This is a genomic window from Acinetobacter schindleri CIP 107287, assembly GCF_000368625.1.
GTDB lineage: Bacteria > Pseudomonadota > Gammaproteobacteria > Pseudomonadales > Moraxellaceae > Acinetobacter > Acinetobacter schindleri.
Window position 1 is genome coordinate 73,422 of sequence record NZ_KB849579.1, and the last position, 24,349, is coordinate 97,770.

At 39.5% G+C, this 24,349-nt stretch carries 23 protein-coding genes and 1 pseudogene; 15 read left to right on the forward strand and 9 right to left on the reverse strand.

The window, feature by feature from the left end:
- From F955_RS13530 to tviB, 7 genes are all read right to left on the reverse strand, one after another.
- Positions 1–1,350, reverse strand: a complete 1,350-nt coding sequence (locus tag F955_RS13530) for a phenylacetate--CoA ligase family protein (protein WP_004895845.1) — start codon at positions 1,348–1,350, stop codon at positions 1–3.
- A gap of 20 nt (positions 1,351–1,370) precedes the next feature.
- Entirely contained in the window at positions 1,371–2,483 is a 1,113-nt protein-coding gene (locus F955_RS13535) for a glycosyltransferase (RefSeq protein WP_004895848.1), read from the reverse strand.
- A gap of 83 nt (positions 2,484–2,566) precedes the next feature.
- Complete coding sequence (locus F955_RS13540; protein WP_004895850.1) at positions 2,567–3,682, reverse strand: glycosyltransferase; 1,116 nt, start codon at positions 3,680–3,682, stop codon at positions 2,567–2,569.
- A gap of 22 nt (positions 3,683–3,704) precedes the next feature.
- Positions 3,705–4,721 (reverse strand): ATP-grasp domain-containing protein, encoded by a 1,017-nt coding sequence (locus tag F955_RS13545; protein ID WP_004895851.1) that lies wholly within the window; start codon positions 4,719–4,721, stop codon positions 3,705–3,707.
- Positions 4,718–5,986 (reverse strand): oligosaccharide flippase family protein, encoded by a 1,269-nt coding sequence (locus tag F955_RS13550; protein WP_004895853.1) that lies wholly within the window; start codon positions 5,984–5,986, stop codon positions 4,718–4,720. The genes F955_RS13545 and F955_RS13550 overlap by 4 nt, the downstream gene beginning before the upstream one ends.
- Positions 5,987–5,988: 2 nt before the next feature.
- Positions 5,989–7,014 (reverse strand): NAD-dependent epimerase/dehydratase family protein, encoded by a 1,026-nt coding sequence (locus F955_RS13555; protein WP_004895855.1) that lies wholly within the window; start codon positions 7,012–7,014, stop codon positions 5,989–5,991.
- Between the two features lie 21 nt (positions 7,015–7,035).
- Complete coding sequence (gene tviB, locus F955_RS13560) at positions 7,036–8,313, reverse strand: Vi polysaccharide biosynthesis UDP-N-acetylglucosamine C-6 dehydrogenase TviB (protein WP_004895857.1); 1,278 nt, start codon at positions 8,311–8,313, stop codon at positions 7,036–7,038.
- A gap of 315 nt (positions 8,314–8,628) precedes the next feature.
- Here tviB and F955_RS13565 point away from each other — a divergent pair, with 315 nt between their 5' ends.
- From F955_RS13565 to ahr, 13 genes and pseudogenes are all read left to right on the forward strand, one after another.
- Positions 8,629–9,711 carry a polysaccharide biosynthesis/export family protein gene (locus F955_RS13565; protein ID WP_004895858.1) on the forward strand — a complete coding sequence of 361 codons (1,083 nt, stop codon included), beginning with the start codon at positions 8,629–8,631 and terminating at the stop codon, positions 9,709–9,711.
- A 1-nt stretch (position 9,712) separates the two neighbouring features.
- Positions 9,713–10,141 carry a low molecular weight protein-tyrosine-phosphatase gene (locus F955_RS13570; protein WP_004895860.1) on the forward strand — a complete coding sequence of 143 codons (429 nt, stop codon included), beginning with the start codon at positions 9,713–9,715 and terminating at the stop codon, positions 10,139–10,141.
- 17 nt (positions 10,142–10,158) lie between these two features.
- Positions 10,159–12,342 (forward strand): polysaccharide biosynthesis tyrosine autokinase, encoded by a 2,184-nt coding sequence (locus F955_RS13575; protein WP_004895862.1) that lies wholly within the window; start codon positions 10,159–10,161, stop codon positions 12,340–12,342.
- Between the two features lie 146 nt (positions 12,343–12,488).
- On the forward strand, positions 12,489–13,931 hold the full coding sequence (locus F955_RS13580) for a capsule assembly Wzi family protein (protein WP_004895863.1): 1,443 nt from the start codon (positions 12,489–12,491) through the stop codon (positions 13,929–13,931).
- A 195-nt stretch (positions 13,932–14,126) separates the two neighbouring features.
- Positions 14,127–14,831, forward strand: a complete 705-nt coding sequence (locus tag F955_RS13585) for a BamJ family beta-barrel-assembly machinery protein (RefSeq protein WP_004895864.1) — start codon at positions 14,127–14,129, stop codon at positions 14,829–14,831.
- Between the two features lie 49 nt (positions 14,832–14,880).
- Entirely contained in the window at positions 14,881–15,570 is a 690-nt protein-coding gene (locus tag F955_RS13590) for a BamJ family beta-barrel-assembly machinery protein (RefSeq protein ID WP_004895866.1), read from the forward strand.
- Between the two features lie 140 nt (positions 15,571–15,710).
- The gene (locus F955_RS13595) at positions 15,711–16,445 is read left to right on the forward strand and encodes a dienelactone hydrolase family protein (protein ID WP_004895868.1); all 735 of its coding nucleotides are present in this window, start codon (positions 15,711–15,713) and stop codon (positions 16,443–16,445) included.
- 71 nt (positions 16,446–16,516) lie between these two features.
- A pseudogene (locus F955_RS13600) lies at positions 16,517–16,885 on the forward strand (HIT family protein); the annotation flags it as partial.
- 158 nt (positions 16,886–17,043) lie between these two features.
- Positions 17,044–18,072 (forward strand): A/G-specific adenine glycosylase, encoded by a 1,029-nt coding sequence (gene mutY, locus F955_RS13605; RefSeq protein ID WP_004895871.1) that lies wholly within the window; start codon positions 17,044–17,046, stop codon positions 18,070–18,072.
- A gap of 109 nt (positions 18,073–18,181) precedes the next feature.
- Positions 18,182–18,685 (forward strand): M23 family metallopeptidase, encoded by a 504-nt coding sequence (locus F955_RS13610; protein ID WP_171058615.1) that lies wholly within the window; start codon positions 18,182–18,184, stop codon positions 18,683–18,685.
- A gap of 15 nt (positions 18,686–18,700) precedes the next feature.
- Positions 18,701–18,946: a hypothetical protein gene (locus F955_RS13615; protein WP_004895874.1), complete on the forward strand. Its 246-nt coding sequence runs from the start codon at positions 18,701–18,703 to the stop codon at positions 18,944–18,946.
- Positions 18,947–18,962: 16 nt separating this feature from the next.
- The gene (locus F955_RS13620; protein ID WP_004895876.1) at positions 18,963–19,544 is read left to right on the forward strand and encodes a DNA-3-methyladenine glycosylase I; all 582 of its coding nucleotides are present in this window, start codon (positions 18,963–18,965) and stop codon (positions 19,542–19,544) included.
- A 4-nt stretch (positions 19,545–19,548) separates the two neighbouring features.
- The gene (gene ahr, locus F955_RS13625; RefSeq protein WP_004895878.1) at positions 19,549–20,571 is read left to right on the forward strand and encodes an NADPH-dependent aldehyde reductase Ahr; all 1,023 of its coding nucleotides are present in this window, start codon (positions 19,549–19,551) and stop codon (positions 20,569–20,571) included.
- Positions 20,572–20,642: 71 nt separating this feature from the next.
- Here the strand turns inward: ahr and F955_RS13630 are convergent, their stop codons facing one another.
- Positions 20,643–21,533, reverse strand: a complete 891-nt coding sequence (locus F955_RS13630) for a LysR family transcriptional regulator (protein WP_004895880.1) — start codon at positions 21,531–21,533, stop codon at positions 20,643–20,645.
- Between the two features lie 112 nt (positions 21,534–21,645).
- On the opposite strand from F955_RS13630, the gene dkgB reads away from it, so the two are divergent.
- Positions 21,646–22,452, forward strand: a complete 807-nt coding sequence (gene dkgB / locus F955_RS13635; protein ID WP_004895881.1) for a 2,5-didehydrogluconate reductase DkgB — start codon at positions 21,646–21,648, stop codon at positions 22,450–22,452.
- Between the two features lie 8 nt (positions 22,453–22,460).
- Positions 22,461–23,636: an MFS transporter gene (locus F955_RS13640; protein ID WP_004895882.1), complete on the forward strand. Its 1,176-nt coding sequence runs from the start codon at positions 22,461–22,463 to the stop codon at positions 23,634–23,636.
- Between the two features lie 50 nt (positions 23,637–23,686).
- Here the strand turns inward: F955_RS13640 and F955_RS13645 are convergent, their stop codons facing one another.
- Complete coding sequence (locus tag F955_RS13645; RefSeq protein ID WP_004895885.1) at positions 23,687–24,331, reverse strand: SRPBCC family protein; 645 nt, start codon at positions 24,329–24,331, stop codon at positions 23,687–23,689.
- Positions 24,332–24,349: the final 18 nt, after the last annotated feature.

Genomic DNA, 24,349 nt, shown 5'->3' on the forward strand with positions numbered 1-24,349 from the left:
CTATTTACCAATTAAGTTTTTAACAATTCTGAATTTTCCACTTTTTTCTTTCTCAATAGCCTCAACATATCTAATATCTAATTCAATCTGATTTCCAATTCTTTCACGCAGTGAAGAAATGAAACTTAACTCCTGTTTTTTATCGAAATCTTTACTTACTACAATTCTGACTTCTAGATGATCAATTTTGTCTTGAATTAACTGAAAACAAACTATACCTTTAGTGTCTTTAGTCGAATTACTGATATTACCAAGGTTAACTTTACCGTGGGTGGGGGAAAGAATATAATCGTTTGTGCGCCCCTCAATACGTTCAACTAAAGGAAAAATAGAACCACAATTACATTTTTTTGAGTTGTCAGTTAAAGTAATTGAATCCCCAATTCTATATCTTATAAGTGGAGTTCCATGAGTAGTGAAAGAAGTCACTAACATCTGACCAGATTGAGCAGGGTTTAAATCTTCATCGACAACTTCAAAGATACCAGTTAAAGGGTGAATATGTAAATGACCTTCCCTACATTCTAAAATAAAAGGTGCACCTTCTGAAGACGCATATTGATCTACTAGTTTACAACCCAATACTTCAAAAATTACTTCTCGATATTCTGGTAAAACAGTTTCTGCTGTCGGGAAAAAAACTTTAGCTTTGCCTTTATATTTTAATCCCCTATCTCGAGCAATTTGACAAATCTCGAAAACACTAGAGGGAAAGCCTACTAGAAATTCAGGCTGGAATTCATTTAAGGATTTCCAATAAATATCAAAGTTCTTCTCATTAATTAAGAAAGTAGAATAAAATCTGATTTTATTCACGAAATCATAATGAGAACAAATTCCCTTATCTATATCCTTCTGAGTAATAAGATTTTTACCAGAGAACCAAGCTGTTTTCTTACCTAGCTCATAACCATGCTGTGCACGAAAGTGATCCAAAATTGCAAATCTTTCTTGCATATCTTTTTTTGTATAAATTACTTTCATAGAGGCACCTGTAGTACCTCCTGTCAAACTGACAATACCTTCTGACTCACTTATTGTTTTTATCTTATCTAAATTATTAATTACATCTGTTTTTTCAAGAGGACGAACTTGTTCAAAACTCTTCAAATCTTGACATTTATACCATTCTGATTTAGACAGAACATATGTAAAAAAATCTTCTTTCTTTTTAAGAATTTCATTATTTAAATCTTGCTCATTTAAATAATCTACTTTTTCATAAAATTCACGAAAGTAAGTATAATGTCCACCATGCCGTATTTTGTATTGGTAAACATTAAAAAGAGTCACTGCGGTATTTTGTACTAAATACGGACTTAACCTAATTAAACTTTCCTTTAGAGACATGATAATACACCTAAAACTTATTAATATAACTTTTCAAAATCTGAAACAATTTTTTCCAGAGAATATTTTTCAATAACCTGTAATCTTGCTGTATCTCCAACTTTTTTTAGATTATAGCCATATTTACTTAGTATATTAATCTCTATTGATTTAGCTATATCATTAAATGTAAAACCATCAATATGATATCCACAGTTACCTAATATTTCTCTCGCATCTCCTGCGTCTGTAGTTAAACATATTCTTTCAGTTGCCATTGCTTCTCCTAATACATTAGGAAATCCTTCAGTTATTGAAGATAAACAAAATACATCAATCGCATTATAAAACTTTTCTGGCTGATCAATTTCACCTACTAACTTAAAATTCTCTTTATTACCCACCAATTTTTTAATTTCAAAATTATTTAATGATATATCTCGACCTGCCATAATAACATCAAAATCATAACCTTTCTCCAACAATAATAAGCAGGCTTTTATAAAATTCACTTGATTTTTTGCTGGTGTAAATCTACCAATATTTCCTATGACTAACTTATCATGCTGAATTTTCAATTCATCTCTATATCTATAACGTAGCTCATTATCAACATTAAATCGGTTTACATCGAACCCATTAGGAATCACCAACATTTTCTCTTCGCAATAACCAATATTTCCATGTACAGTTTTTGCTTTACTAGCTACGCATATGATTTTTTTTGGAATTTTATTGGATAGTAATGCACATGCTTTACGGATAGCTTTCTTTATAATTCCACTATTACTATCTAAGGCAGAATTACGAATACCCCAAATAATATTATTAACCCCTAAACTCTTAGCAGCAAAGCCTCCTATTAAGTCCGCATGATACATCCATGTTTGAACAACATCTGGCTTAATATCTTTTAATATATTCCTTAAAGATATATATGTTCTTAAGAGTGAGTATGCGGCTTTCATATTCAGTGTATGTACAGAAACACCTGATTTTTTTAAATCTTCACCAATAACACCTAGATCAGTGAGTGAAATTACCTCGTGTTTAAATTTTCCTTTTTTTTGACTGTTCAAAACTAGCCTTTTAAGCATAAGTTCAGCACCGCCAACATTTAACCCAACTATTATATGCACAATTTTTTTTTCCATTAGAAAAACCTGCTCAACAGCCCAAAACTAAAAAACAAGGAACAATTAATAAGCCAAATAGAATACTATAAAAAATTATCAATTCACTCTTTCAATAAAACTTCAACTTTATTCAAAAAATTATCAGTAGACCTTTTATTATAGACATAATCTTTATACTCAAAAGAATAATCAATAGGATTAATTAAAGATTTATTTATACTCTCTTTAATATCATTAATTGAACACGAATCAGTAACATCAATATTTGGAATTTCATTTACTCCATCAGAACAAGGAGTTGTTATAATCTGCTTTATCCCAGATGCCATCATCTCAATTAAGACATTTGGAAAACCTTCCAACTCAGAAGAAACCACACCTATTTCAGCTTGAGCGAACCACTGAATTGGGTTACTTATTTTCCCAGTAAAAATAACCTTGTCTTTTATATCAAGTGAATCCACTAATGCAATTAATTTACTCTTTTCAGGTCCATCACCAATAATTACTAATCCCACCTCAGGGAATACTGAACTTATTGAAGCAAAAGCTTCAATTAAATAATCAAACTTCTTTAAAGATATTAAACGACCACACCCAACAATTAAAGTATTAAAAGGTTTGACTAAATTTTTATTATTAAGAAGTTGGGTTTCAATATAAGAAATATTTATTGGATTAGGTACTACTTTAATTTTTTTTGCAGGTTTATAACCCAAATTATTAATAAGCGATACTTTCATTCTCTCTGTTTGACAAATAACTAAATCTTGAGAACCATACATAAATCTATATATTAATTTAAATATAATTTTCCACACTCCATAATAACGCTCAAAAACAACTGTTGATTCTCTACTGATAAGAAAGTCAACTTTTAAGAGCTTTAGTTTACGCATAAGACTCATTATACCATTTACATGACTATGAGTAGAAAAACCAAAATCATATTTCCTTGTATGACTAAGGTAGAATAAACTAAATAAAAGCATAGGCAATGATGTCTTCTCAGAATTATATTTTTTTATAATTAAATTAAAATTAGGATGGTTTTTTATCAAATCCCAGCCAGATTGTTCGCCTCTAGACATTATATATAAGGTTACATAGTTACCATTATCTAATAAAGTCAAAATTATGTTAAACATAACACGTTCAGCCCCACCAAGCACAGCTGTAGGACTTACAAATAAGTAATTTTTAGGTTTGCAGTTCATATAAAAATTCAATTAAATTAAGTTAAAAGTTGCCTAATAAAAAGTTTTCTACCATCCATTCTTGAGGATTGAAATAACCTTCATACCAATTTAATTGCTTATCCCAATATCCAGGACACTTATTATATGCCTCAACTGAAAACCCATAACTAATTTCTACTATTAATGGTTGATTATCTTTATCAAAAATAAAATCAAAAGCGATAGATGAAGATCTTATTTTTTCATTAATTTTAAATGCTAATTTAATAATTTTTTCATCAATTTCATGCTTTTCATATATTATATTACCACTTCCTGAGGCACGAAAATCATTTTCTCTAACCATTCGTTTGATTGCAAAAGCTTTATCACCCACTATAATAACCCTTATATCTGAGTTATTATTTGGCATAAACTCTTGAAAATAGATATAGCCTTTTTCTTTAGCTTGTTGTTGAGAATATTTAGATGCAATAAAAATCCGAGCAAAACCTTTTAGCACTCCTAAAAATGTATCTTTTTTTTGTCTATATTTACTTAGCCTTTCCTTAAAATAACCTATACGATCAAACTGAGAAAAGCCTTGACCAAATGCCTGATTAATTAACTCAACTGCTTGTGATTGACTTTTCACTAACTTAACATTAGAAGCTCCTGCACCACCCTTAAGTTTAAAAACTTTAGGATACACTGTACTGTTTGCCCAATTTAAAGCTTTTTCTCTATCATAAAATACGTAGCTTGGTACTAAAGGTACCCCTATAGCTTCTAGTAAATATTTTTGAGCTACTTTATCATCAAAGTGCCATCCGGTTTTAAAGTCTGGAAAAACTTTAATACCAGCATGTTCTAGAGCAAACAATATTCTCTTAGCCGTTAAAACATCTTTATATTTCGCATGATGATGATGCCACATAAAAACATCGTAACCTTTGAGCTGTGCAATAATATTACTATCAAAAGCATCTACAAGTTTATATTCTATTTTTTCTTTTTCACAATATTTTATCCAACGATCAGAAAAACTATGAGGGTTATGATGGATAGCAATTTTCATTTTACTAACATACTCCGTTGAATAGCTGTAGCTTTAAACATAATACATAAACCTAAAAGAGATCTTGTTCCCGCAATTACAATAGCTGCACCCAAAAAATCATAAAAATAAATTATTGGAAAAGAAACAAGAAAACCAATCATTGAGCATATAATAGTAATATTCCTTAATGACTTTTCAAAACCATGAATTATCATATAATTCAAGCCATAGGTACTAATGAGTGTCTGAAAAATCAAAGAGAATGCAATAATTTGCAAAACTGGTATTGCATCGTAAAATTCAGGAGTAAAAAATATTTTAATAATAAAGGGAGCTAAAATAATTAATAAAATAGAAGATATCACTGAAATTGATATATTAATTTTCACATATACAGTATGTTTATTTGATTTCCTCGATAAAAATGGAAAAAATACCCGTGATAATATATTAATAAACTGTTGAGCAATATTAGCAAATTTACTACCTGCATCTAGTAAACCATTTGCTATACTTCCACCCCAGAAACCCAGAAGTACTGATGAGAAACTATTATAAAAGTTTGGTACTATATTATTTATAAATACATCTTTACTATTTTTTATAGTATTTATTATTTCTAGATAGTTAGGTGGTAATATCTTAATCTTAAACTTGAATACAATTAGGTAAAATGAAGCCAATCCTACCAATATTGAACCTAAGCTTAAAAATAATGGCTGTAAAATAAAGTCAGTTTTTTCTTTAACAAAAACAAAAATACATAATGTAAAAATTGCTTTAGAAATTAAATCAAAAATTGTAATAAACTTCATTTTCTCAATTGCCTGGAAGAACCAATCTGCAAATAAAATTTTGGCTGGTACCAGTATAAAAGTAATGAATAACAAAATCTGATTTTCCTTTAAATAAGGAATAAGCTCAGTGGTGATAAAAAGTATAATAAAAGATATCAAAGCAAGTAGGCTTTTAGCCCATAATACATTAGAAAAAATTTCTGAAACTTTCTCTAAACTATCTCTATTTCGTGCCACATCACGAGTTGCTGTATAACTAAACCCCCAATCAGTAATAGTTTGAAACCAGACTATTACTGCTGCTGCAAAAGCAATCTTCCCAAAGCCATCTACACCGATGATTTTTGCTAAATAAGGAATAGTAAGCAATGGAAAAATGTAACTTGTTACCTGCATTATCATTAGATAACCAAAGTTACTGGCTAAAGCTTTTCCATCTTTATTGGCACTTATACGGTTTTTAAATGCCTTAACTCTATTAAGCATATTTACTTACTAAAGTTTATATACCAAGGCATTGCTTGATCAATTCCTTGTGAAATTATAAATTCCGGTTTATATCCTAATAAGTTATTAATTTTTTCCACACTAGCCTGAGAATGCCGAACATCTCCAGCACGAAAATCCCGATATACAGGCTCTTTCGTATAAGTCACACCATTTTCATTTAATGCAGCTTTAATGGCATTAAACAAATCATTCAGCGTAGTACGATCCCCCACTGCCACATTATAAACTTGGTTTTTAGCTTCATCATTTTGTGTAGTGGCTGCTAAAATATTAGCTTGCACGGTATTTTCAATAAAACAGAAATCACGACTGGTTTCACCATCGCCATTAATAAACACATCATCGCCAGCAATCATAGCTGTGGTCCATTTAGGGATTACCGCTGCATAGGCGCCATTTGGGTTTTGGCGCTTACCGAACACATTAAAGTAACGCAAACCAATTGCCTTAAACCCATAAGTCCGTGCAAAAACATCTGCATATAATTCATTTACATATTTGGTGACTGCATAAGGTGAAAGTGGCTTACCAATATTTTCTTCAACTTTTGGCAACGCAGGATGGTCACCATAGGTAGAGCTACTAGCAGCATAAGTAAAACTTGCCACATTAGCATCACGTGCTGCTACCAACATATTTAAAAAGCCTGTAATATTGGCCGCATTGGTGGTAATCGGGTCAGCAATAGAACGTGGTACAGAACCTAAAGCCGCTTGGTGTAATACATAATCCACACCTGTACAGGCTTTTTGACAGTCTTCCAAGTTACAAATATCACCTTCAATAAAACTAAATTTTTCCCACTGCTCAGCAGATACTAAGCTTTGGACTTCATCTAAATTATAATGGTGACCTGTAGCAAAGTTATCTAGCCCCACCACAGTCTGATCCAACTTTAACAAAGTTTCTAAAAGGTTAGAGCCAATAAAACCTGCTACACCTGTTACTAACCAAGTTTTAGGATTTTGTTTTAATTGCTCACATATAGTCTGATATTGACTCATTCTTATACAGGTCCCTAAATATTATAAACGAATGTCAGATTCAGATTGTTCTAATACATATTTTAAGTCATATAAAATATGTTCTTGTTTGGCTAAAGCGCGAATATCTGTAGCCCCCATTGCTTTAAACTGCTCATGCGCAACCGCTAAAATGACCGCATCATATTGGCCTTGTTTTAGGCTTACAATTGGGGTAATACCGTATTCATGTTGTGCTTCTTGCGTATCAACCCAAGGGTCATAAACATCTGCCTGAATATTATATTCTTGTAGCTCATTCACAATATCAATAATCTTGGTATTACGAATATCCGGACAATTCTCTTTAAAGCTTAAACCCAACACTAAAACTTTAGCACCCTCGACCTGAATCTTTTTCTTAATCATGGCCTTGACCAGCTGGGTAACCACATAAGCTCCCATACCATCATTTAAACGACGGCCGGCTAAAATAATTTCAGGATGGTAACCAATAGACTGTGCTTTATGGGTTAAATAATACGGGTCTACCCCAATACAGTGGCCACCGACTAAACCTGGGCGAAATGGCAAAAAGTTCCACTTTGTTCCAGCCGCGTTCAGAACCGCTTCAGTATCAATACCCATTTTATTAAAAATCACAGCCAGCTCATTAATGAGTGCGATGTTGACGTCACGTTGGGTATTTTCAATGACTTTTGCTGCTTCAGCGACTTTAATACTAGTTGCTTTATGAGTGCCGGCTTCAATAATCAGGTTATAGACCTGATCAACAAAGTCTGCAACTTCTGGGGTAGATCCTGAGGTAATTTTTAAAATATTGGTGACACGGTGCAACTTGTCCCCCGGATTAATTCGTTCCGGGCTATAACCAGCGAAGAAGTCCTGATTAAACTTTAAACCTGAAACCTTTTCCAATACCGGAATACAATCTTCTTCAGTTGCGCCTGGGTATACAGTAGACTCATACACCACCACATCGCCTTTTTTTAACACCTGACCAATACTGGTCGAAGCCTTAATGAGCGGGGTTAAATCGGGTTGTTTATAGTCATCAATTGGCGTAGGAACCGTCACAATAAAAAAGTTGCAGCTTTTTAAATCATCTAAATTGGCTGAATAAGAGAGCTGAGTCGCCTGTTGTAGCTCTTCCGGTGATACTTCTAAAGTATGGTCTTGGCCACTTCGTAATTCTTCAATCCGTTTTTGATGAATATCAAAACCAATTACCGGAATCTTTTTTCCAAATTCTACGGCAAGTGGCAAACCAACATAGCCTAAACCAATTACGGCAATTTTCAGGTCAGAGAGCTTTAGCATTTTAACGCCTTATTTATATACTATACTTATGAAGAGTCAATCTTTCGGCGGGAATGTTAGCAGAAAATCATGAATATTCTGTTATGATTTTTAGCCAAAAAATCCAAAATGCTTCCTTTTGTGTCAGTTTTTTGCAAATGATCTTTGTTTAATTTTGTTGTGTCTCACAATTTAGATACTTTTTGCCTCATTTTTATGGCTGTGCTTGCGTATACTTTCGCAATCTACTTACAATTTGTTATATACCCTTAAAATAACTTCGGTAAACTATTTTTTATTTTTATGATTTTAGAAAAATCGAGAACGGGAATACGCGTGAGACAATTTAAATCTATAATTCTACTGTCTTTTTTGGTGACAGCAAGCGGGTGTGCGGTTACCTCCGGCTTACAAACCTATGACTTACCGGCAGAAGGTGTCTATCAAACAGACTTGGGGACGTCGGTGAATGTGGTCCGGCTGACCCAAGATACTGTATTAGGTTTGCAACCAGCAGTACAAAATATTCAGCAAGATTATACTCACCTGTTTACCCAGTCACACCGTAACTATAGCCTTAGTCCAGGGGATATCCTGTCCATTTATTTATGGGCCTACCCTGAAATTTCAGGAAGTAATACTGATCCTAAAAATGGTTATCAAATTGACCAAAGCGGCTATATTCACTTTCCGATTATTGGCCGCTATAAAGCTGCAGGAAAATCCTTAGGCCAAGTTAACCGTGAACTCCGCAGCCAATTATCTCGCTACTTAAAAACTCCGGATGTGATTGCTCGAGTCTCATCTTATCAAGGACAACGCTATTCAGTTCAAGGAAATATTGAAAATGGTGGTGTATATTATTTAACAGACCAACCTGTCAGTATATATAGTGCTTTAGGTATGGCGGGTGGTATCAATGCTCAACAAGGTGACAATGCCTCGATTACTTTAATTCGCCATGGAAGAAGTTACATTCTTAACAGTATTGAATTAGAAAGAGCAGGATATTCTTTACATAATTTGCTTATCCAGCCAAATGATACAATTTATGTCAATGCAAGAGAAAATCAAAAAATATATGTGATGGGTGAAGCAGGTAAAAATCAATCTTTACCAATGCGTGCAGAAGGTATGAGTTTAGGAGATGTCCTCGGAGAAAGCTTGGGATTAAACCCTCTCACTGCTAGCCGCAGCAAAATTTATGTAGTACGCAGTCAACCAAGTAGCACACAAACTGAAGTCTATCATCTAGATTTAAGCAGTATTGCCGACTTTGGCCTGGCCAATCAGTTTAAAATGCGCAGTAATGATATTGTCTATGTCGATGCATCGGGCCTTGCGCGCTGGCAACGTGTAATTAATCAGATTGTTCCTTTTTCTGGTCTTATTAATACGGCTAACAATCTGAGCAATTAATATGAAAATTCAAAATATCCTTGTGGTCTGTATTGGCAATATTTGCCGTAGCCCCATGGCGGAATATTTTTTAAAACAGGAATTTCCGCATTTACAGATTGAATCTGCCGGTATTTCCGGGCTGGTCGGTCATACAGCAGATGATAAAGCCAGCCTGTGCATGCAACGTTTAGGGATTGATATGAGCCCGCATGTGGCCCGAAAGCTGAATGCCGAGCTCGTCAAGAAAGCCGACCTGATTTTAGTCATGAGTCTGAACCAGAAAAAACATGTGGAACAGACCTGGCCCTTTGCCAAAGGTAAAACTTTTAGGCTCGGGCACTGGCAAGAAAAAAATGTGGCTGACCCTTACCAGCATGATCAGGCAGTATTTGATGATACCTGTCAGTTGATTCAAGCCTGCATTGCAGACTGGAAAAAATATATTTAACTTTTGAACAAAAGACTATGAGCCAAAATACCAATACAGAAGATACCATTGACCTGAAGGAATTATTTTTCTCCTTAATTTCCCAGTGGAAACTAATTACTCTCTGTGTCATTTTAAGTTTGATCTGTGCCTTACTTTATTTAAGAACTACGCTTCCTACTTACCAAGTTGATGCTCTAATACAAGTTGAAAACAGTAAAGGAGCATCAGCCGTCTTATCAGGAGATTTATCCTCTGCTCTTGACCAAATGTCACCTGCTCAAGCAGAGATTGAAATTTTAAGGTCTCGCTTGATCTTAGGGACTGTAATTAACTATTTGCATTTAAATATTATTGTTACACCTACAGAAAATTCCTTTTGGAATCGTTTACTTCAAACGAATACCTATAGAACAGTATATTCAGAGAAGTCTGTCTTATTCAATGATAATCAAAAAAGCTTAGATATTCGGTATTTTGAGGTTCCCTCCTCCTTTTTAAATAGAAACTTATTGTTGAGCTTTAGTTCAGGTAAATACACCCTGACTGATGCAACTACAAATGAAGTAGTATTTTCAGCCCCCTTAAACCAAATAAGTCAATCCCAGTCTACATCTGGTCTATGGAAAGTAGGTATTTATACACAAGATACTTTTGATACTACTTATCAGATCCGTAAACAAAATTTACCTTCAGCCGTTTCGAGTCTACTTTCTTCATATCAAATCTCAGAAAAAGGAAAAGGCACTGGTATTCTTGGATTAACTTTACAAGGTACAAATCGAGAACACATTACTAAAGTATTAAATGCTATTTTAGCTACTTACAGTCAACAAAATATTGAACGAAGAACTGCTGAAACTGCACAAACCTTAAAATTCCTGGAAGAACAGTTACCAGAACTAAAGCAGCAACTAGATATAGCAGAACGTGAATTTAATAACTTCCGAGAACAATACAATACTGTAGATGTTACCCAAGAGTCGAATCTTTATATTTCCCAAAGTATTAATCTAGAAACCACAAAAGCTTCTCTTGAACAAGAAATAGCAGAAATTTCAGCTAAATACACAGCTGAACACCCCATTATGCAACAAATGAATGCACAATTAGCTGCTATTAATAAGAAAATTAAAGAATTAGATGGCACTTTAAGACGTCTACCAGAGTTACAACGTCAATATCTGCAACTATTCCGTGAAGTGGAAGTTAAACAACAACTTTATATGGCTCTGCTAAATTCATACCAACAATTGCGAGTTGTCAAAGCAGGGGAAATTGGCAATGTACGTATTGTTGATAACGCAGTTCAGCCTCTTGCACCGATTAAGCCTCAAAAGATGCGAGTAATAGTCATCTCATTATTTATAGGTACATTTATTGGGCTTTTATTAGCCTTATTACGTAATATGCTACGTAGTGGCGTTAAGGATTCCACCCAAATTGAAAATGAACTGGACCTTCCTGTTTATGCCACAGTGCCTCGCTCTGTTATTCAAGAAAGTTACATTAAACTATTAAAGAAGAAAAAGAATATTCCTATTCTTGCAGTTAAAGATAGCGAGGATATTGCGGTGGAAAGTATTCGCAGTATCCGGACTACGATTCATTTTTCGCTGACGGAAGCCAAAAATAATATTATTGCTATCTCTGGCCCGGCCCCAGAAGTGGGTAAATCTTTTATTACAGCAAATCTGGGTGCCATTCTGGCGCAGGGCGGTAAAAAAGTCTTGGTGATGGATGGCGATATGCGCCGCGGCTATTTACACAAGTATTTTAATCAGGATACAGCCCCAGGACTGTCTGAGCTTCTGCTGGGTACTCATACTTTGGAGCAAGTCATCAAGGCCGACAGCTATGAGGGTCTGTACTTTATTTCACGGGGTAAAAACCCATCTAATCCTGCAGAGTTATTAGGTTCACAAAAGTTCCAGGCACTTTTGAGCGAGTTATCTGCTCAGTTTGATCATATTCTGATTGATACGCCGCCTGCCCTGGCAGTCACAGATGGTGTGATCATTGCACAGTCTGCTGGTGTGAACCTGCTGGTGGTACGTCATGCCAAAACTCAGATGAAAGAGCTTGAATTGACCATCAACCGTTTTGAGCAGGCGAAAGTCAAAGTGAATGGTGTGATTCTGAATGATGTACAAAAAGGGGTGGCAAGTAGCTATGGTTATAATTATGCTTATGTATATACTGCAAATAAAGACAATGACTAATTCATTGTAAGCTTTGATTTCACATCCTGCCTTAAGCAGGGTGTGAAATCACCCTCTATTACATTTATCCCAAATGATCATTGTTGAAAAAATCAACTAAAAAACCTATCGTGGTTACAGTTTAAAACTCCTGAGAATTTACAAGAATGTTTAAATCGAAAACACTGCTCGCCAGCTTGGCATTAAGCTCCTCACTAACCTTTGCGCAAGGCATCGTTTTAAATGAGCAAAACCTGCGTACCGATTTAAACTGGTTAAATCAGCAAGGTGTGATTCAAATCAGCACTTCGACCTGGCCAATGAGTGGTGATGAAATTCAACGTGCCCTTTCTCAGGCAAAAGTTAGCAATAGTAATCAACAAAAAGTCATTGATTCTGTCATGGCTCACTTAAATACCAATAACCAGTTACTCAAAGCATCCTTGTTTGCAGAGACAGATCAAAAAAATATTCCTCAAGCCTTTGGTGACCAGCAAAAAGCTCAATATCAAGCAGGTATAGAGTTGAATACAGGTAATCAGAATTGGGATGCTAGACTTCGCGTGAATGCAGAAAAAGATCCCCAGATTGATCATGATCAAGATGTGAATGTTGAAGGGTCTTACCTCGCAGGTAAACTATGGAATCAATGGCTAATTGCTGGGCAAATCCCGACCTACTGGGGACCTGGCCATGATGGCAGCTTAATTCGGGGTGATGCCAGCCGTCCTGTGTATGGTGTGACCATGCAGCGTGCCGAACAGCATGCTTTTGCAAATAAATGGCTATCCTGGATCGGACCTTGGCAATATCAAGCCTTTGCCGGACAACTAGATAACTACGATGCTGTACCTGATGCTAAGTTGATTGGTTTACGTGTCACCGCGCAACCTTTACCTTATCTGGAGCTGGGTGCTTCGCGAGCTATTCAATGGGGGGGAGAAGGAAGACCTGAAAGCCTGAGCTCACTTTGGGATGCTTTTGTCGGGAATAAAGACAATGGCGGCACAGGTGAACCTGATCCATCAAATCAAATTGCGGGTTTTGATGCACGCTTAAATCTACAACCATTGCTACAAGTCCCAATGGGAATGTATGCACAATATGTTGGTGAAGATGAAGCCGGCGGCTTACCGGCCAAAAAAATGTATTTGGCTGGAGTCGATTATTCCTCTAGCTATAATAATATGCCTTTTCAGCTATATACCGAATGGGCAGACACCCGCACCAATGGCAAGGCCCAAGGTATTTCTTATAATCACAGTGTATATACCGATGGTTTTTACCAGCATGGTTATCCATTAGCGCATGCGATGGGTGGTGATGGGCAAATGATTTCTGTGGGTGGTGATATTCGTTTCGATCGCCTGAATCGTGTTAATGCACGAGTACTGTTTGCCAAGTTGAATGAATCCACCCGAACTACTAATTTAGCTTTTCCAGCGCAAGATAATTTAAAAGCTGTTGATGTGAGCTGGACCCATTATCTACGTCCCGATATTCCACTAAAATTAAATGGCTGGATCAGTAATTCAGACCTATATGGTAATGATGGCGGTGCATCGATTGGAATTGAATTTCCTTTAGAAAAAGGCTTATTTTCCTACTAAGTTCTTTGCAAAAGATACTTTTAGTTGTGACAATCATTGTTGTTAGACATTCTCGAACAATGATTAAAAGCTAAAATAAAACTCTACCAAACGGCGATGTTTGCTTGCTAAAAAACCACCCATTCTGCAAGATTTCTTAAAAATTTCTGCTAAGATGGAACGAACATTAACGATAACATCATATTGGAATAATACATGAGTAAGGCCTTACCGATTGCTGTCGCTGTTCTTCTAGGCGGTGCTGCGCTCGTTCCTGTTTACTATGCAACTCAACATCCGGTAAATCAAACTTCTAAGGCATCTAAAGATGCATCTGCAGTTTCTAAGATCAGCTATGCTCTCGGTTATGAAGTCGCACATCAAACTCCACCAGAACTGGATATCAACAGCTTCATTACCGGTGTTCGTGATGGCCATGCCCGTAATAAAGCAGCTTATAATGAAGAAGAACTACAGGCAGCTTATGAGCAGTTCCAGAAGGATATGCAGCAAAAGCAGCTTGATGATGCTAAAAAGGCCCAAGCTTCAAGTGATTCTTTCCTGACTGAAAATGGGAAAAAACCTGGCGTCAAAACCACCGCTTCAGGCCTGCAATACCTGGTAACCAAAGAAGGTACAGGAAAACCACCTGCTGCAGATTCTATGGTCAAAGTTCACTATACTGGCAAGCTGGTTGACGGTACGGTATTTGACAGTTCAGTAGAACGTGGTGAACCGATCGAATTCCCACTGAATCAGGTTATTCCAGGCTGGACTGAAGGTCTACAGCTGATGAAAGAAGGCGGCAAAGCCACCTTATATATCCCATCTCAGCTCGGTTATGGTCAGCAAGGGGTGCCAGGTACCATCCCGCCAAACAGCACCTTGATTTTTGATGTTGAACTCATCGAAGTAAAATAATACGGTTTAGGGAGAGCAATATGCTCTCCCTTGTTTTTGAGAAATTAGAATGAAAATACAAATTAGTCTTGCTGCCCTGCTGTTATGTTCCGGTAGCCTATATGCCAAGGATATCACCACCAAAAGTACAGAAGCAGAACAGGTGGGTTACAGCTTTGGCTATCTTATGGGTCGCAATAATGCCGACTCATTAAAAGGCATTAATCTGGATGCATTTAGTGCTGGACTGAAAGCCGCAGCAGCAGGGCAAAAAGCCAGCTTGACTGAAGAAGAAATGGCCAAGGTTCTGATGCAATACAAGCGTCAGGCAGATGCTCGTGAGTTAATTGAGCTCAAGAAAACAGCTGAAGAAAATGCCAAAATTGGCCGTGAATTCCTGGCTGAAAATGCTAAAAAACCAGAGATTAAAACGACTATATCAGGACTGCAATACCAGATCCTGCAAGATGGCAAAGGAAAATCGCCAAATGCGAACAGCAATGTCAAAGTACATTATGAAGGTCGTTTGATTGATGGTACTGTGTTTGACAGTTCAATTGCACGTAATCAGCCGGTCGTATTCAAGACCAGTCAGGTGATTATGGGCTGGACCGAAGGTCTGCAACTGATGAAACCTGGTGCCAAATACCGTTTCTTTATACCTGCAGAACTTGCTTATGGGCAAATTGGTTCAGGTGATGTGATTGAACCGAATAGCACCTTGATCTTCGATATTGAGCTGATTGAAGTCATGAAATAATCAAAAAGGAGATATCCAGGTATATCTCCTTTTTTTGACTAAAAAGAACAAATTAATCTGCTGTAATCCTGTGACATCTGTTTGGCTTTTGCTATGTTTATGCTTTCATCAAAATACTGAACAACAATAGAGGAACTTCCATGGCAGCAATAAAGACACGTGAGATTCAATATACGGCACAGGATGGCAGCCAGCTAATTGGTTATTTTGCAGCGCCTGAATCCGATACGCCTGTTCCAGGTGTAATTGTGGCACCTGAATGGTGGGGGCGTAATGACTATACCGAACAGCGTGCCCGTGAACTGGCTGAACACGGCTATGCTGCCCTGGCGATTGATATGTATGGCGATAAAAAAGTCACCACGGCATCGAACCAAGCCTATGAATGGATGATGCAGACTTTTGAAGATCCCGATACGATTGTGAACCGTGCTACGGCTGCCCTGAATACCCTCGCTGCACAAGATGAAGTTGATGCAGATAAACTGGCAGCAATCGGTTTCTGTTATGGCGGTAAAGTTGTACTCGATCTGGCGCGTTCTAATGCCTCATTGCAGGCAGTAGTAACTTTCCATGCCAATCTGTCACCCAAAGCACCTGCTCAAGAAGGTCAGGTTCAGGCTGAAATTCTCGTTCTGCACGGTGAACAGGACAGCATGGTTTCACTGGATGATGTTGAAAGTTTCCGTAAGGAAATGCAGGCCGCCAATGTGAAACACGACGTGATCATCTTCAAAGATGCTAAACATGGCTTTAGCAACCCGCTTGCCGATGAACGGGCCAAAGCCAATGGTGTAGACCTTGGTTACAATGCTGAAGCAGAAAAACAGAGCCTTGAGGCAATGTATGCCCTGCTAGCACGTCGCCTGGCATAAAGAATATTTGTACTATTCTACTCTGAGGGGGAGCGAATTAGTGCAAAAATGATTATTCAAGAAGAAATAAGGAGAATGAAATGGCTGAGAACAACTGTCCATACTGCAACTATGACGAATATAATGTCATTGCCAAAAATGACTTTGGTGTGGTGTTGCCTGAACCGAATTCATTGTCCCAAGGGCATAGTGTGATCGTTCCGCTGCGTCATGTGGCTTCCTTTTTTGAAATTACCGATAAAGAACGTAAAAGCTTGATGTCTTTGCTGGAACAGGCACGTAATGAATTGAATTTACGTTATCAGCCGGCTGGCTTCCATGTAGGTTTTAATGACGGTGAGGTATTCAAGGCAAAGTCTGAACACCTGCATATTCACCTTATTCCACGTTATGAAGGCAAAGTGCTGAAACTGGATGCCCGTTGGGGAATTGAAGACTAAAATCAGTTTTTAGATCAAGTTTTACCAGAGTGAATGAACTTCGGATCATTCACTTTTTTATTGCCTGATCTGCCTGTTTACCTTGATACACTTTTCACCGATTCCTTTAGCTGAATCCGCTATAATGCCTTTCTGTTTCCCTGCCCTGTCCAGTATTCATGTTTGTATTTTCAGATGCGCTTTTAGAATGGTTTGATGTTCATGGCCGGCATGACTTGCCGTGGCAGGTGGCAGATGACCCTTACAAAGTCTGGGTCTCTGAAATTATGCTGCAGCAGACTCAGGTCAAAACGGTATTACAGTACTTTGACCGTTTTATTGCACGCTTTCCTACGGTTCAGGATTTGGGAACCGCGACCTGGGATGAGGTTGCCCCCTACTGGGCTGGACTCGGTTATTATGCCCGGGCACGTAATCTGCACAAAGCAGCTGGAATTGTAGCTAAGCAAGGTCATTTTCCTGACACCCTGCAAGAATGGATGGCCCTGCCGGGTATTGGCCGCTCGACTGCCGGTGCATTGATGTCTTTAGGGTTACGTAAATACGGCGTGATTATGGATGGCAATGTCAAACGGGTTTTGTCGCGTTTCTTTGCCATTGAAGATGATCTGTCTAAGCCCATTCATGAACGTGCCATGTGGCAACTGGCTGAAGAGCTATGTCCTCACGAGCGTAATCATGACTATACCCAGGCAATTATGGATCTGGGAGCCACAGTTTGTACGCCCAAGAAACCGCTGTGTCTGTATTGCCCGATGCAACAGCATTGCCAGGCACATCAGCAAGGCTTAGAAAACGAGCTGCCTTTTAAAAAAGCTAAAAAACCAGTACCGGTGAAATCTGCCCAGGTACTGATCTTACAATGTGGTGATCAATGGCTGTGGCAGCAACGTCCCAATACTGGACTTTGGGGTGGTCTGTGGTGCTTGCCGATTATTGAAGAAGTACATGAACTGGATGTATTAAAACAGAGTCTAGGCTTAAAACAGTTCATACAAAAAGTCGAAATTTCGCACAGTTTTACCCATTTTACCTGGCAGCTGGAAGGTCTGGTATTTGCTATTGATGCTGATCTGCAAGAGCATTTAGCTATTGAACTGAACGGAATCTGGCTGGAGCCAACCGCGGCAGTTCAGGCCGGCATCCCCACAGCAATGAAAAAATTGATCTCTGCAACTCAACTGTGACATATTTAGAAATACGAGATTTTTAACTTAATAATTTTGAACTTGATACAGGCGAACAAGGAAGGACGCTTTGCAGCATAATATTCGTTTTGCCATTATTTCTGTTTTAATGCTGCTATTGGCAGCGTGTAGCTCTACTCCAAAACAGCCGAGTTCTGCAGTACTGAATCCGATTCTGGTGCAGCAACTGAGGAATACATCAATGCCCTCCCGGCTGCCGATTCCGGTAGATAACATCAAGACACGCCAGCTCAAGGATACCTGGGGAGCTTCCCGCAGCAGTGGCCGCCTGCATGAGGGTATCGACATCATGGCTCCACGTGGAACCAAGGTTCTGAGTGCGACGGAGGGCCTGATTGCGGACTTACGCAATAACAATTTGGGTGGTAAAGTGATCTGGATACTCGGCCCGGGTGGAACCTGGCACTATTATGCGCATCTTGACGGGCATAAGCGCGGCTTGAGTGTCGGGGACTATGTCAAAAAAGGTCAGGTGATTGGCTATGTTGGCAATAGCGGTAATGCACGGCATACTGCGCCTCACCTGCATTATGCGCTTTATCTGCAGGGTAAAGGCCGTGGTGCAGTAAATCCCTATTCATATTTACGTTAATTTTAGGAAATGTACATGTCAGAAGCGTTGATCAACCGTCTGGTAGAATTTGCTGAATCAGGCAATCAACAAAAAATCGTGCTCAATGACCAGACTTATCAGGGCTGGATTATGGAAATCACCGAAGATGCACTTCTGATCAGTACTGGTTATGCCGATAAAAACGGCAAAGATGCCTGGATCCAGTTTAGTGATCTGGAGCAGGCAGAGTTATCTTACTGGGATAACCAGCAAGATCAATGGACCACGTTCAAACTCTAAAAATAAGGAGCATCACATGACCATTCAACGCTGTGGCTGGTGCTCCGATAATCCTCTTTATATTCAATATCACGACCAGGAATGGGGTCAGGTTGTTCTGGATGAACCGCGTCTGTTTGAAATGCTGTGTCTGGAAGGCCAGCAAGCAGGATTGGCCTGGATCACGGTCCTGAAAAAGCGTGAAGCATACCGTGAACATTTCTTTCAATATTCTATTGCAACCATTGCTGCCTTTACAGATGAGCAACTCACAGCAAAACTGCAAGATGCTAGTCTGATCCGGCATATCGGTAAACTGACCGCAATTCGGGATAATGCCCGGGCCTGGCAACAGCTGAAATCTCAAGATCATGATGTAGTCGAATGGTTATGGTCTTTTGCCCGGCAGCCGCGTTTAAATAATGATGTGGCAAATTATCGTCAGGCTCCGGCGCAAACTGCTGAAAGTCAGCACATGTCCAAAGCCCTGAAAAAAGCCGGTTTCAGATTTGTTGGTCCAACGATTTGTTATGCCTTTATGCAGGCAGTGGGCATGGTCGATGACCATGAAAATCACTGTCACTTTAAAACAAGATCCTCTCATTCAAATAAGAGCTGAGCCCATGTCTAATAATACCATTCAAGCCTATGCCGCGATGTCTGCAGGTGCGCTACTTGAGCCTTATCAGTTTGATGCAGGTGAACTGCAGCCACATCAGGTTGAAGTCAAAGTTGAATATTGTGGTCTGTGTCATTCCGATATTTCAGTGCTCAATAATGACTGGGGATCTTCAGTCTATCCTGTTGTAGCCGGCCATGAAATTATCGGAACCATCACTCAATTAGGCTCAGAAGCCAAAGGTTTGCAAATTGGTCAGCGAGTCGGGATTGGCTGGACGGCTGAAAGCTGCCAGCATTGTGATCCGTGTATTTCAGGCCAACAGGTCCTGTGTACTGGCGGTCAGGTCGCAACAATTGTGGGTCATGCCGGCGGTTTTGCCGATAAAGTCCGGGCTGGCTGGCAATGGGCAATTCCTCTACCAGAAGATCTAGACCCAGAAAGTGCGGGACCTCTGCTCTGTGGTGGTATTACCGTCTTTGATCCAATTCTAAAGCATCAGATTCAGGCCATTCATCATGTCGGTGTAATTGGTATTGGTGGTTTAGGACATATGGCGATCAAGCTACTTAAGGCTTGGGGTTGTGAGATTACCGCTTTTACCTCAAATCTGGATAAGACTGATGAGCTGAAAGCGATGGGTGCGGATCATGTGGTAAATAGCCGTGATCCTGCCGCGATTAAAACGCTACGTGGTAAATTCGATTTACTGCTCAGTACCGTAAATGTCACTTTGGACTGGCAAGCTTATCTGGCGACACTGGCACCGAATGGTACCGTGCATATGTTAGGCTTACCTTTGGAACCAATGCAAATTTCGGCTGGCTCTCTAATTGGTGGTGCTAAGTCTGTGACGGGTTCACCGACAGGTTCACCGGCAGCCTTACGCCAGTTACTGAAATTTGCTGCGCGTAAAAATATTGCGCCACAAATTGAATTATTTCCAATGTCAGAAATCAATGCAGCGATTGAACGTCTGCATTCTGGTCAGGCCCGTTACCGTATCGTGTTAAAAGCAGATTTTTAAATTGTTGATTTGAATACACTCATCTGCCCTTCTGCGATAGTCGGGCAGATTTTTATTGTATCAATAAACTTTTAGAGATATTTCGCCAGTTTAGTGGCTAGAAACTCGATAAATAAATGCACCCGTTTCGGTAAATGTTCCTGTCGATAATAGACTGCATGAATATTCTGATACTGCAATTCAATCTGATCTTCAAACAGTGTCTGTAAACGTCCTGCCTGCAAATCCTCCTGCACCAGAAAGCGCGATAGGCAGGTGATCCCCACTCCATGTAAAGCCAATTGACGAACAGTTTCCCCATTAGACGCCTTGATCTTGGGTTCGACCGTAATATGTCTATCATTTAGCTGAATCGGCCAGGTATTCAGATGGGTCGGATGGCTAAAGCCCAATAGAGTATGTTGAGACAAGTCTTCAACAGATCGAGGAACACTCTTCTGTTGTACATAATCAGGACTCGCCACAATGTAGAGCCGACTACGACATAATAATCGGGCATGCAGGCTAGAATCCTGTAACTCACCAAAACGGATGGCCACATCAGTTTTATGCTCTAAAAGATCAATCACCTGATCATGATTATTCAGCTCAATCTCAATATTAGGATATTGCTGCATAAATTCCTGGATCAGTGGCACAATCACATGCAGGACAAAGGGTGTAGCTGAATCGACCCGGATTAAGCCTGCAGTATCGATATCTGATTTCAGCAAGGCATCTTCAGCTTCTGCCAGATCATTGAGAATCTTGCGTGATTTTTCTAGAAATAATTGCCCTTCCTGGGTCAATTTCAGTTTACGTGTCGTGCGTTCCAATAAAGTGACATTCAACTTATTTTCCAAACGCTGCAATGCCCGACTGATGCCTGAAGTTGTCTGTCCCAACCGCTCTGCCGCTCTGATAATCGAACCATTGTCTACGATAGTGACAAAGGCTTGTAGTTCCTCAATGGTCGATTTCATCCTGCGTCCTTTTTTTGATTTCTAGTCAATAATATTTTGCAAATTAGACTATTTTTTAGCAACAATAAAAATCGCAAAATACTTCACATCAAAAATAAGCAAGATTGAATTTATGAAAATTGTTCCACAAATGGGTGTAGGCACCTTTCGTCTCTCTGGACAGGCCGTGATTGACTCAGTAAAAACCGCATTAGAAGTTGGCTATCGTGCTGTAGATACTGCACAGATCTATGCCAATGAAGCTGAAGTTGGTCAGGCAATTGCTGAAAGCCAAGTCAACCGTAATGAGCTGTTTATCACTACGAAAATCTGGACAGATAACTACGCGCCAGACAAACTGATTCCAAGCCTCAAAGAAAGCTTGCAAAAGTTACACACCGACACAGTCAACCTAACCCTAGTCCACTGGCCAGCGCCGAAACTCGGCACTCACATTCCTGAATTGATGCAAAGTCTGCTGGAAGCCAAACAGCAAGGACTGACTGAACATATCGGTATTTCCAACTTTAATATCGAGTTAACCCAGCAAGCAATTGACAGTATTGGGCTGGAACATATTGCGACCAACCAGATTGAATTGAGTCCTTATCTGCAAAACCAAAAACTGGTCGATTTTTTGCAATCACAGAATATTGATGTAACGTCTTATATGACCTTGGCTTATGGCAAAGTCTTGAATGATCCAGTCCTGCAAGAGATTGCTGCACAACATCAGGCTTCAACTGCACAAATTGCCTTAGCCTGGGCCTTACAAAAAGGCTTTGCGGTGATTCCATCTTCTACCAAGCGTGAACATCTACTGGCTAATCTGGCTGCACAGGATATTCAGCTAACTCAAGAAGAAATGGCATTGATCAGTACGCTGGAACGTAATGGTCGTGAAGTTGATCCAGAACAGTTAGCACCAATCTGGGATTAAGCACACGAATGAAAATTAACTTTCCCTTATTGGCTTTGGCTGTAGGTGCCTTTGCCATTGGTACCACTGAATTTTCTCCCATGGGCTTTTTACCGGAAATTGCCCGGGATCTGGACATCTCGATTCCGCGTGCCGGTATGTTCATCAGCGCTTATGCGCTCGGTGTGATGATAGGTGCACCGCTAATGACCTTATGGCTCAGTCGCTATTCCAAACGTAAATCGCTGATCTTGCTTATGGCGATCTTTACGATTGGCAATTTACTGGCGATGCTTGCTCCGAACTATCTCGGGCTGATGGGTGCACGACTGATTACCAGCTTAAATCATGGAGCTTTCTTTGGCATAGGCTCAGTCGTGGCCGCCAGTGTAGTTCCCAAAGATAAACAGGCCAGTGCCGTTGCGATGATGTTTATGGGGCTGACCATTGCCAATATCGGTGGTGTGCCCTTGGCGACCTGGGTTGGTCAACATATCGGCTGGCGCATGGCTTTTTGTGGAATTTCCCTACTTGGTCTGCTCACCATGTTCTCTCTCTGGAAAGCACTACCCGAAGGCCAAAGCAGTCAAAAACCAGATGTCCGTAGAGAACTTAAAGTCCTGACCCGATTGCCTGTCGTCCTTGCCTTGCTGACGACCGTCATGAGTGCCGGTGCCATGTTTGCGCTCTACACCTATATTGCACCAAGCTTGCAAAGTTTTACTCAAGCTTCACCGACCTTGATTACCCTGATGCTGGTCCTGATTGGAGTAGGCTTTTCCATTGGTAATCATCTGGGTGGCAAATTTGCAGACCTGTCACTGGATAAAACCCTGATTGGCTTCCTGTTACTCTTGATGCTGATGATGTTGCTCTTCCCGATTTTGGCTACGACTGCCATTGGTGCAGCACTGGCTTTAATTATCTGGGGCGCTGCAGCATTTGCTGTAGTACCGCCACTGCAAATGCGGGTCATGTCTGTCGCACATGAAGCACCGGGACTCGCCTCTTCAGTCAATATTGGTGCCTTTAATCTGGGCAATGCTGTTGGTGCGATTGCCGGGGCTGCTGTGCTGAATCTTGGTTTGAGCTACAGTGCAGTTTCCTTTGCTGGCGCTGGTCTGAGTGCATTGGCATTGTTACTGGTTTTACTGCAAATGAAAATCGCTGCACCACAAACTGTGGATGTTGCATCCTGTAGCTAAAAGCCCTTGCCATAAAAAGTCCGCATCAAGCGGGCTTTTTTTATGACTGACTAACGCAGCGCTTCCGGCAATACCGGAACTGTCGAGGATTTATTCAGTTCCAGCTTCATTTTTTGCAACATTTGATAAGGCTGTTGCTGTACAAACATATTTACAAAGGTCAGCGGGATAGAGCCTTCAGGATTGGCATAACCATAGGTAGAAACCTTGACCTTTTTCTCGCCTAAGCGATTAAAAGTCCAATCACCTTCATAATGGGTCAAGCGTACATAATCCGGATTTAGTGGATAGCCCTTTTGAATGGCTTTGTTCTTAATCGTGATCTGGCCATTGGCTTCACGGATCATCTTCCCTTGTACCACTAAGTCCCGGTCTTTCAGCGGAAACGGAAAATCCAGTACCATATACAAGGTGAAATCGCCCTTTTTGTCATCCCGGGAGAGTACCTTCACATTGCCCATATAAGGCACCCATTTTACTGCATTATCGACATCAATAATCAGGTGCACCGCCTGTTCGATCGGTACATCATAGGTCGTTTCAGCTTTATACAGAAAAACCGGATTGTTCTTGTCTTGATAGGTCCAGACCTTGATATTATTTTTATTAATACTGAGTTTGGCATTTGGTACAGATTTAGGCTGTGCTGCGGCGGCAAATGCCACAGCACAGATCATGAGTATGACTTTTTTCATTCCATTGTCGTCTTATTT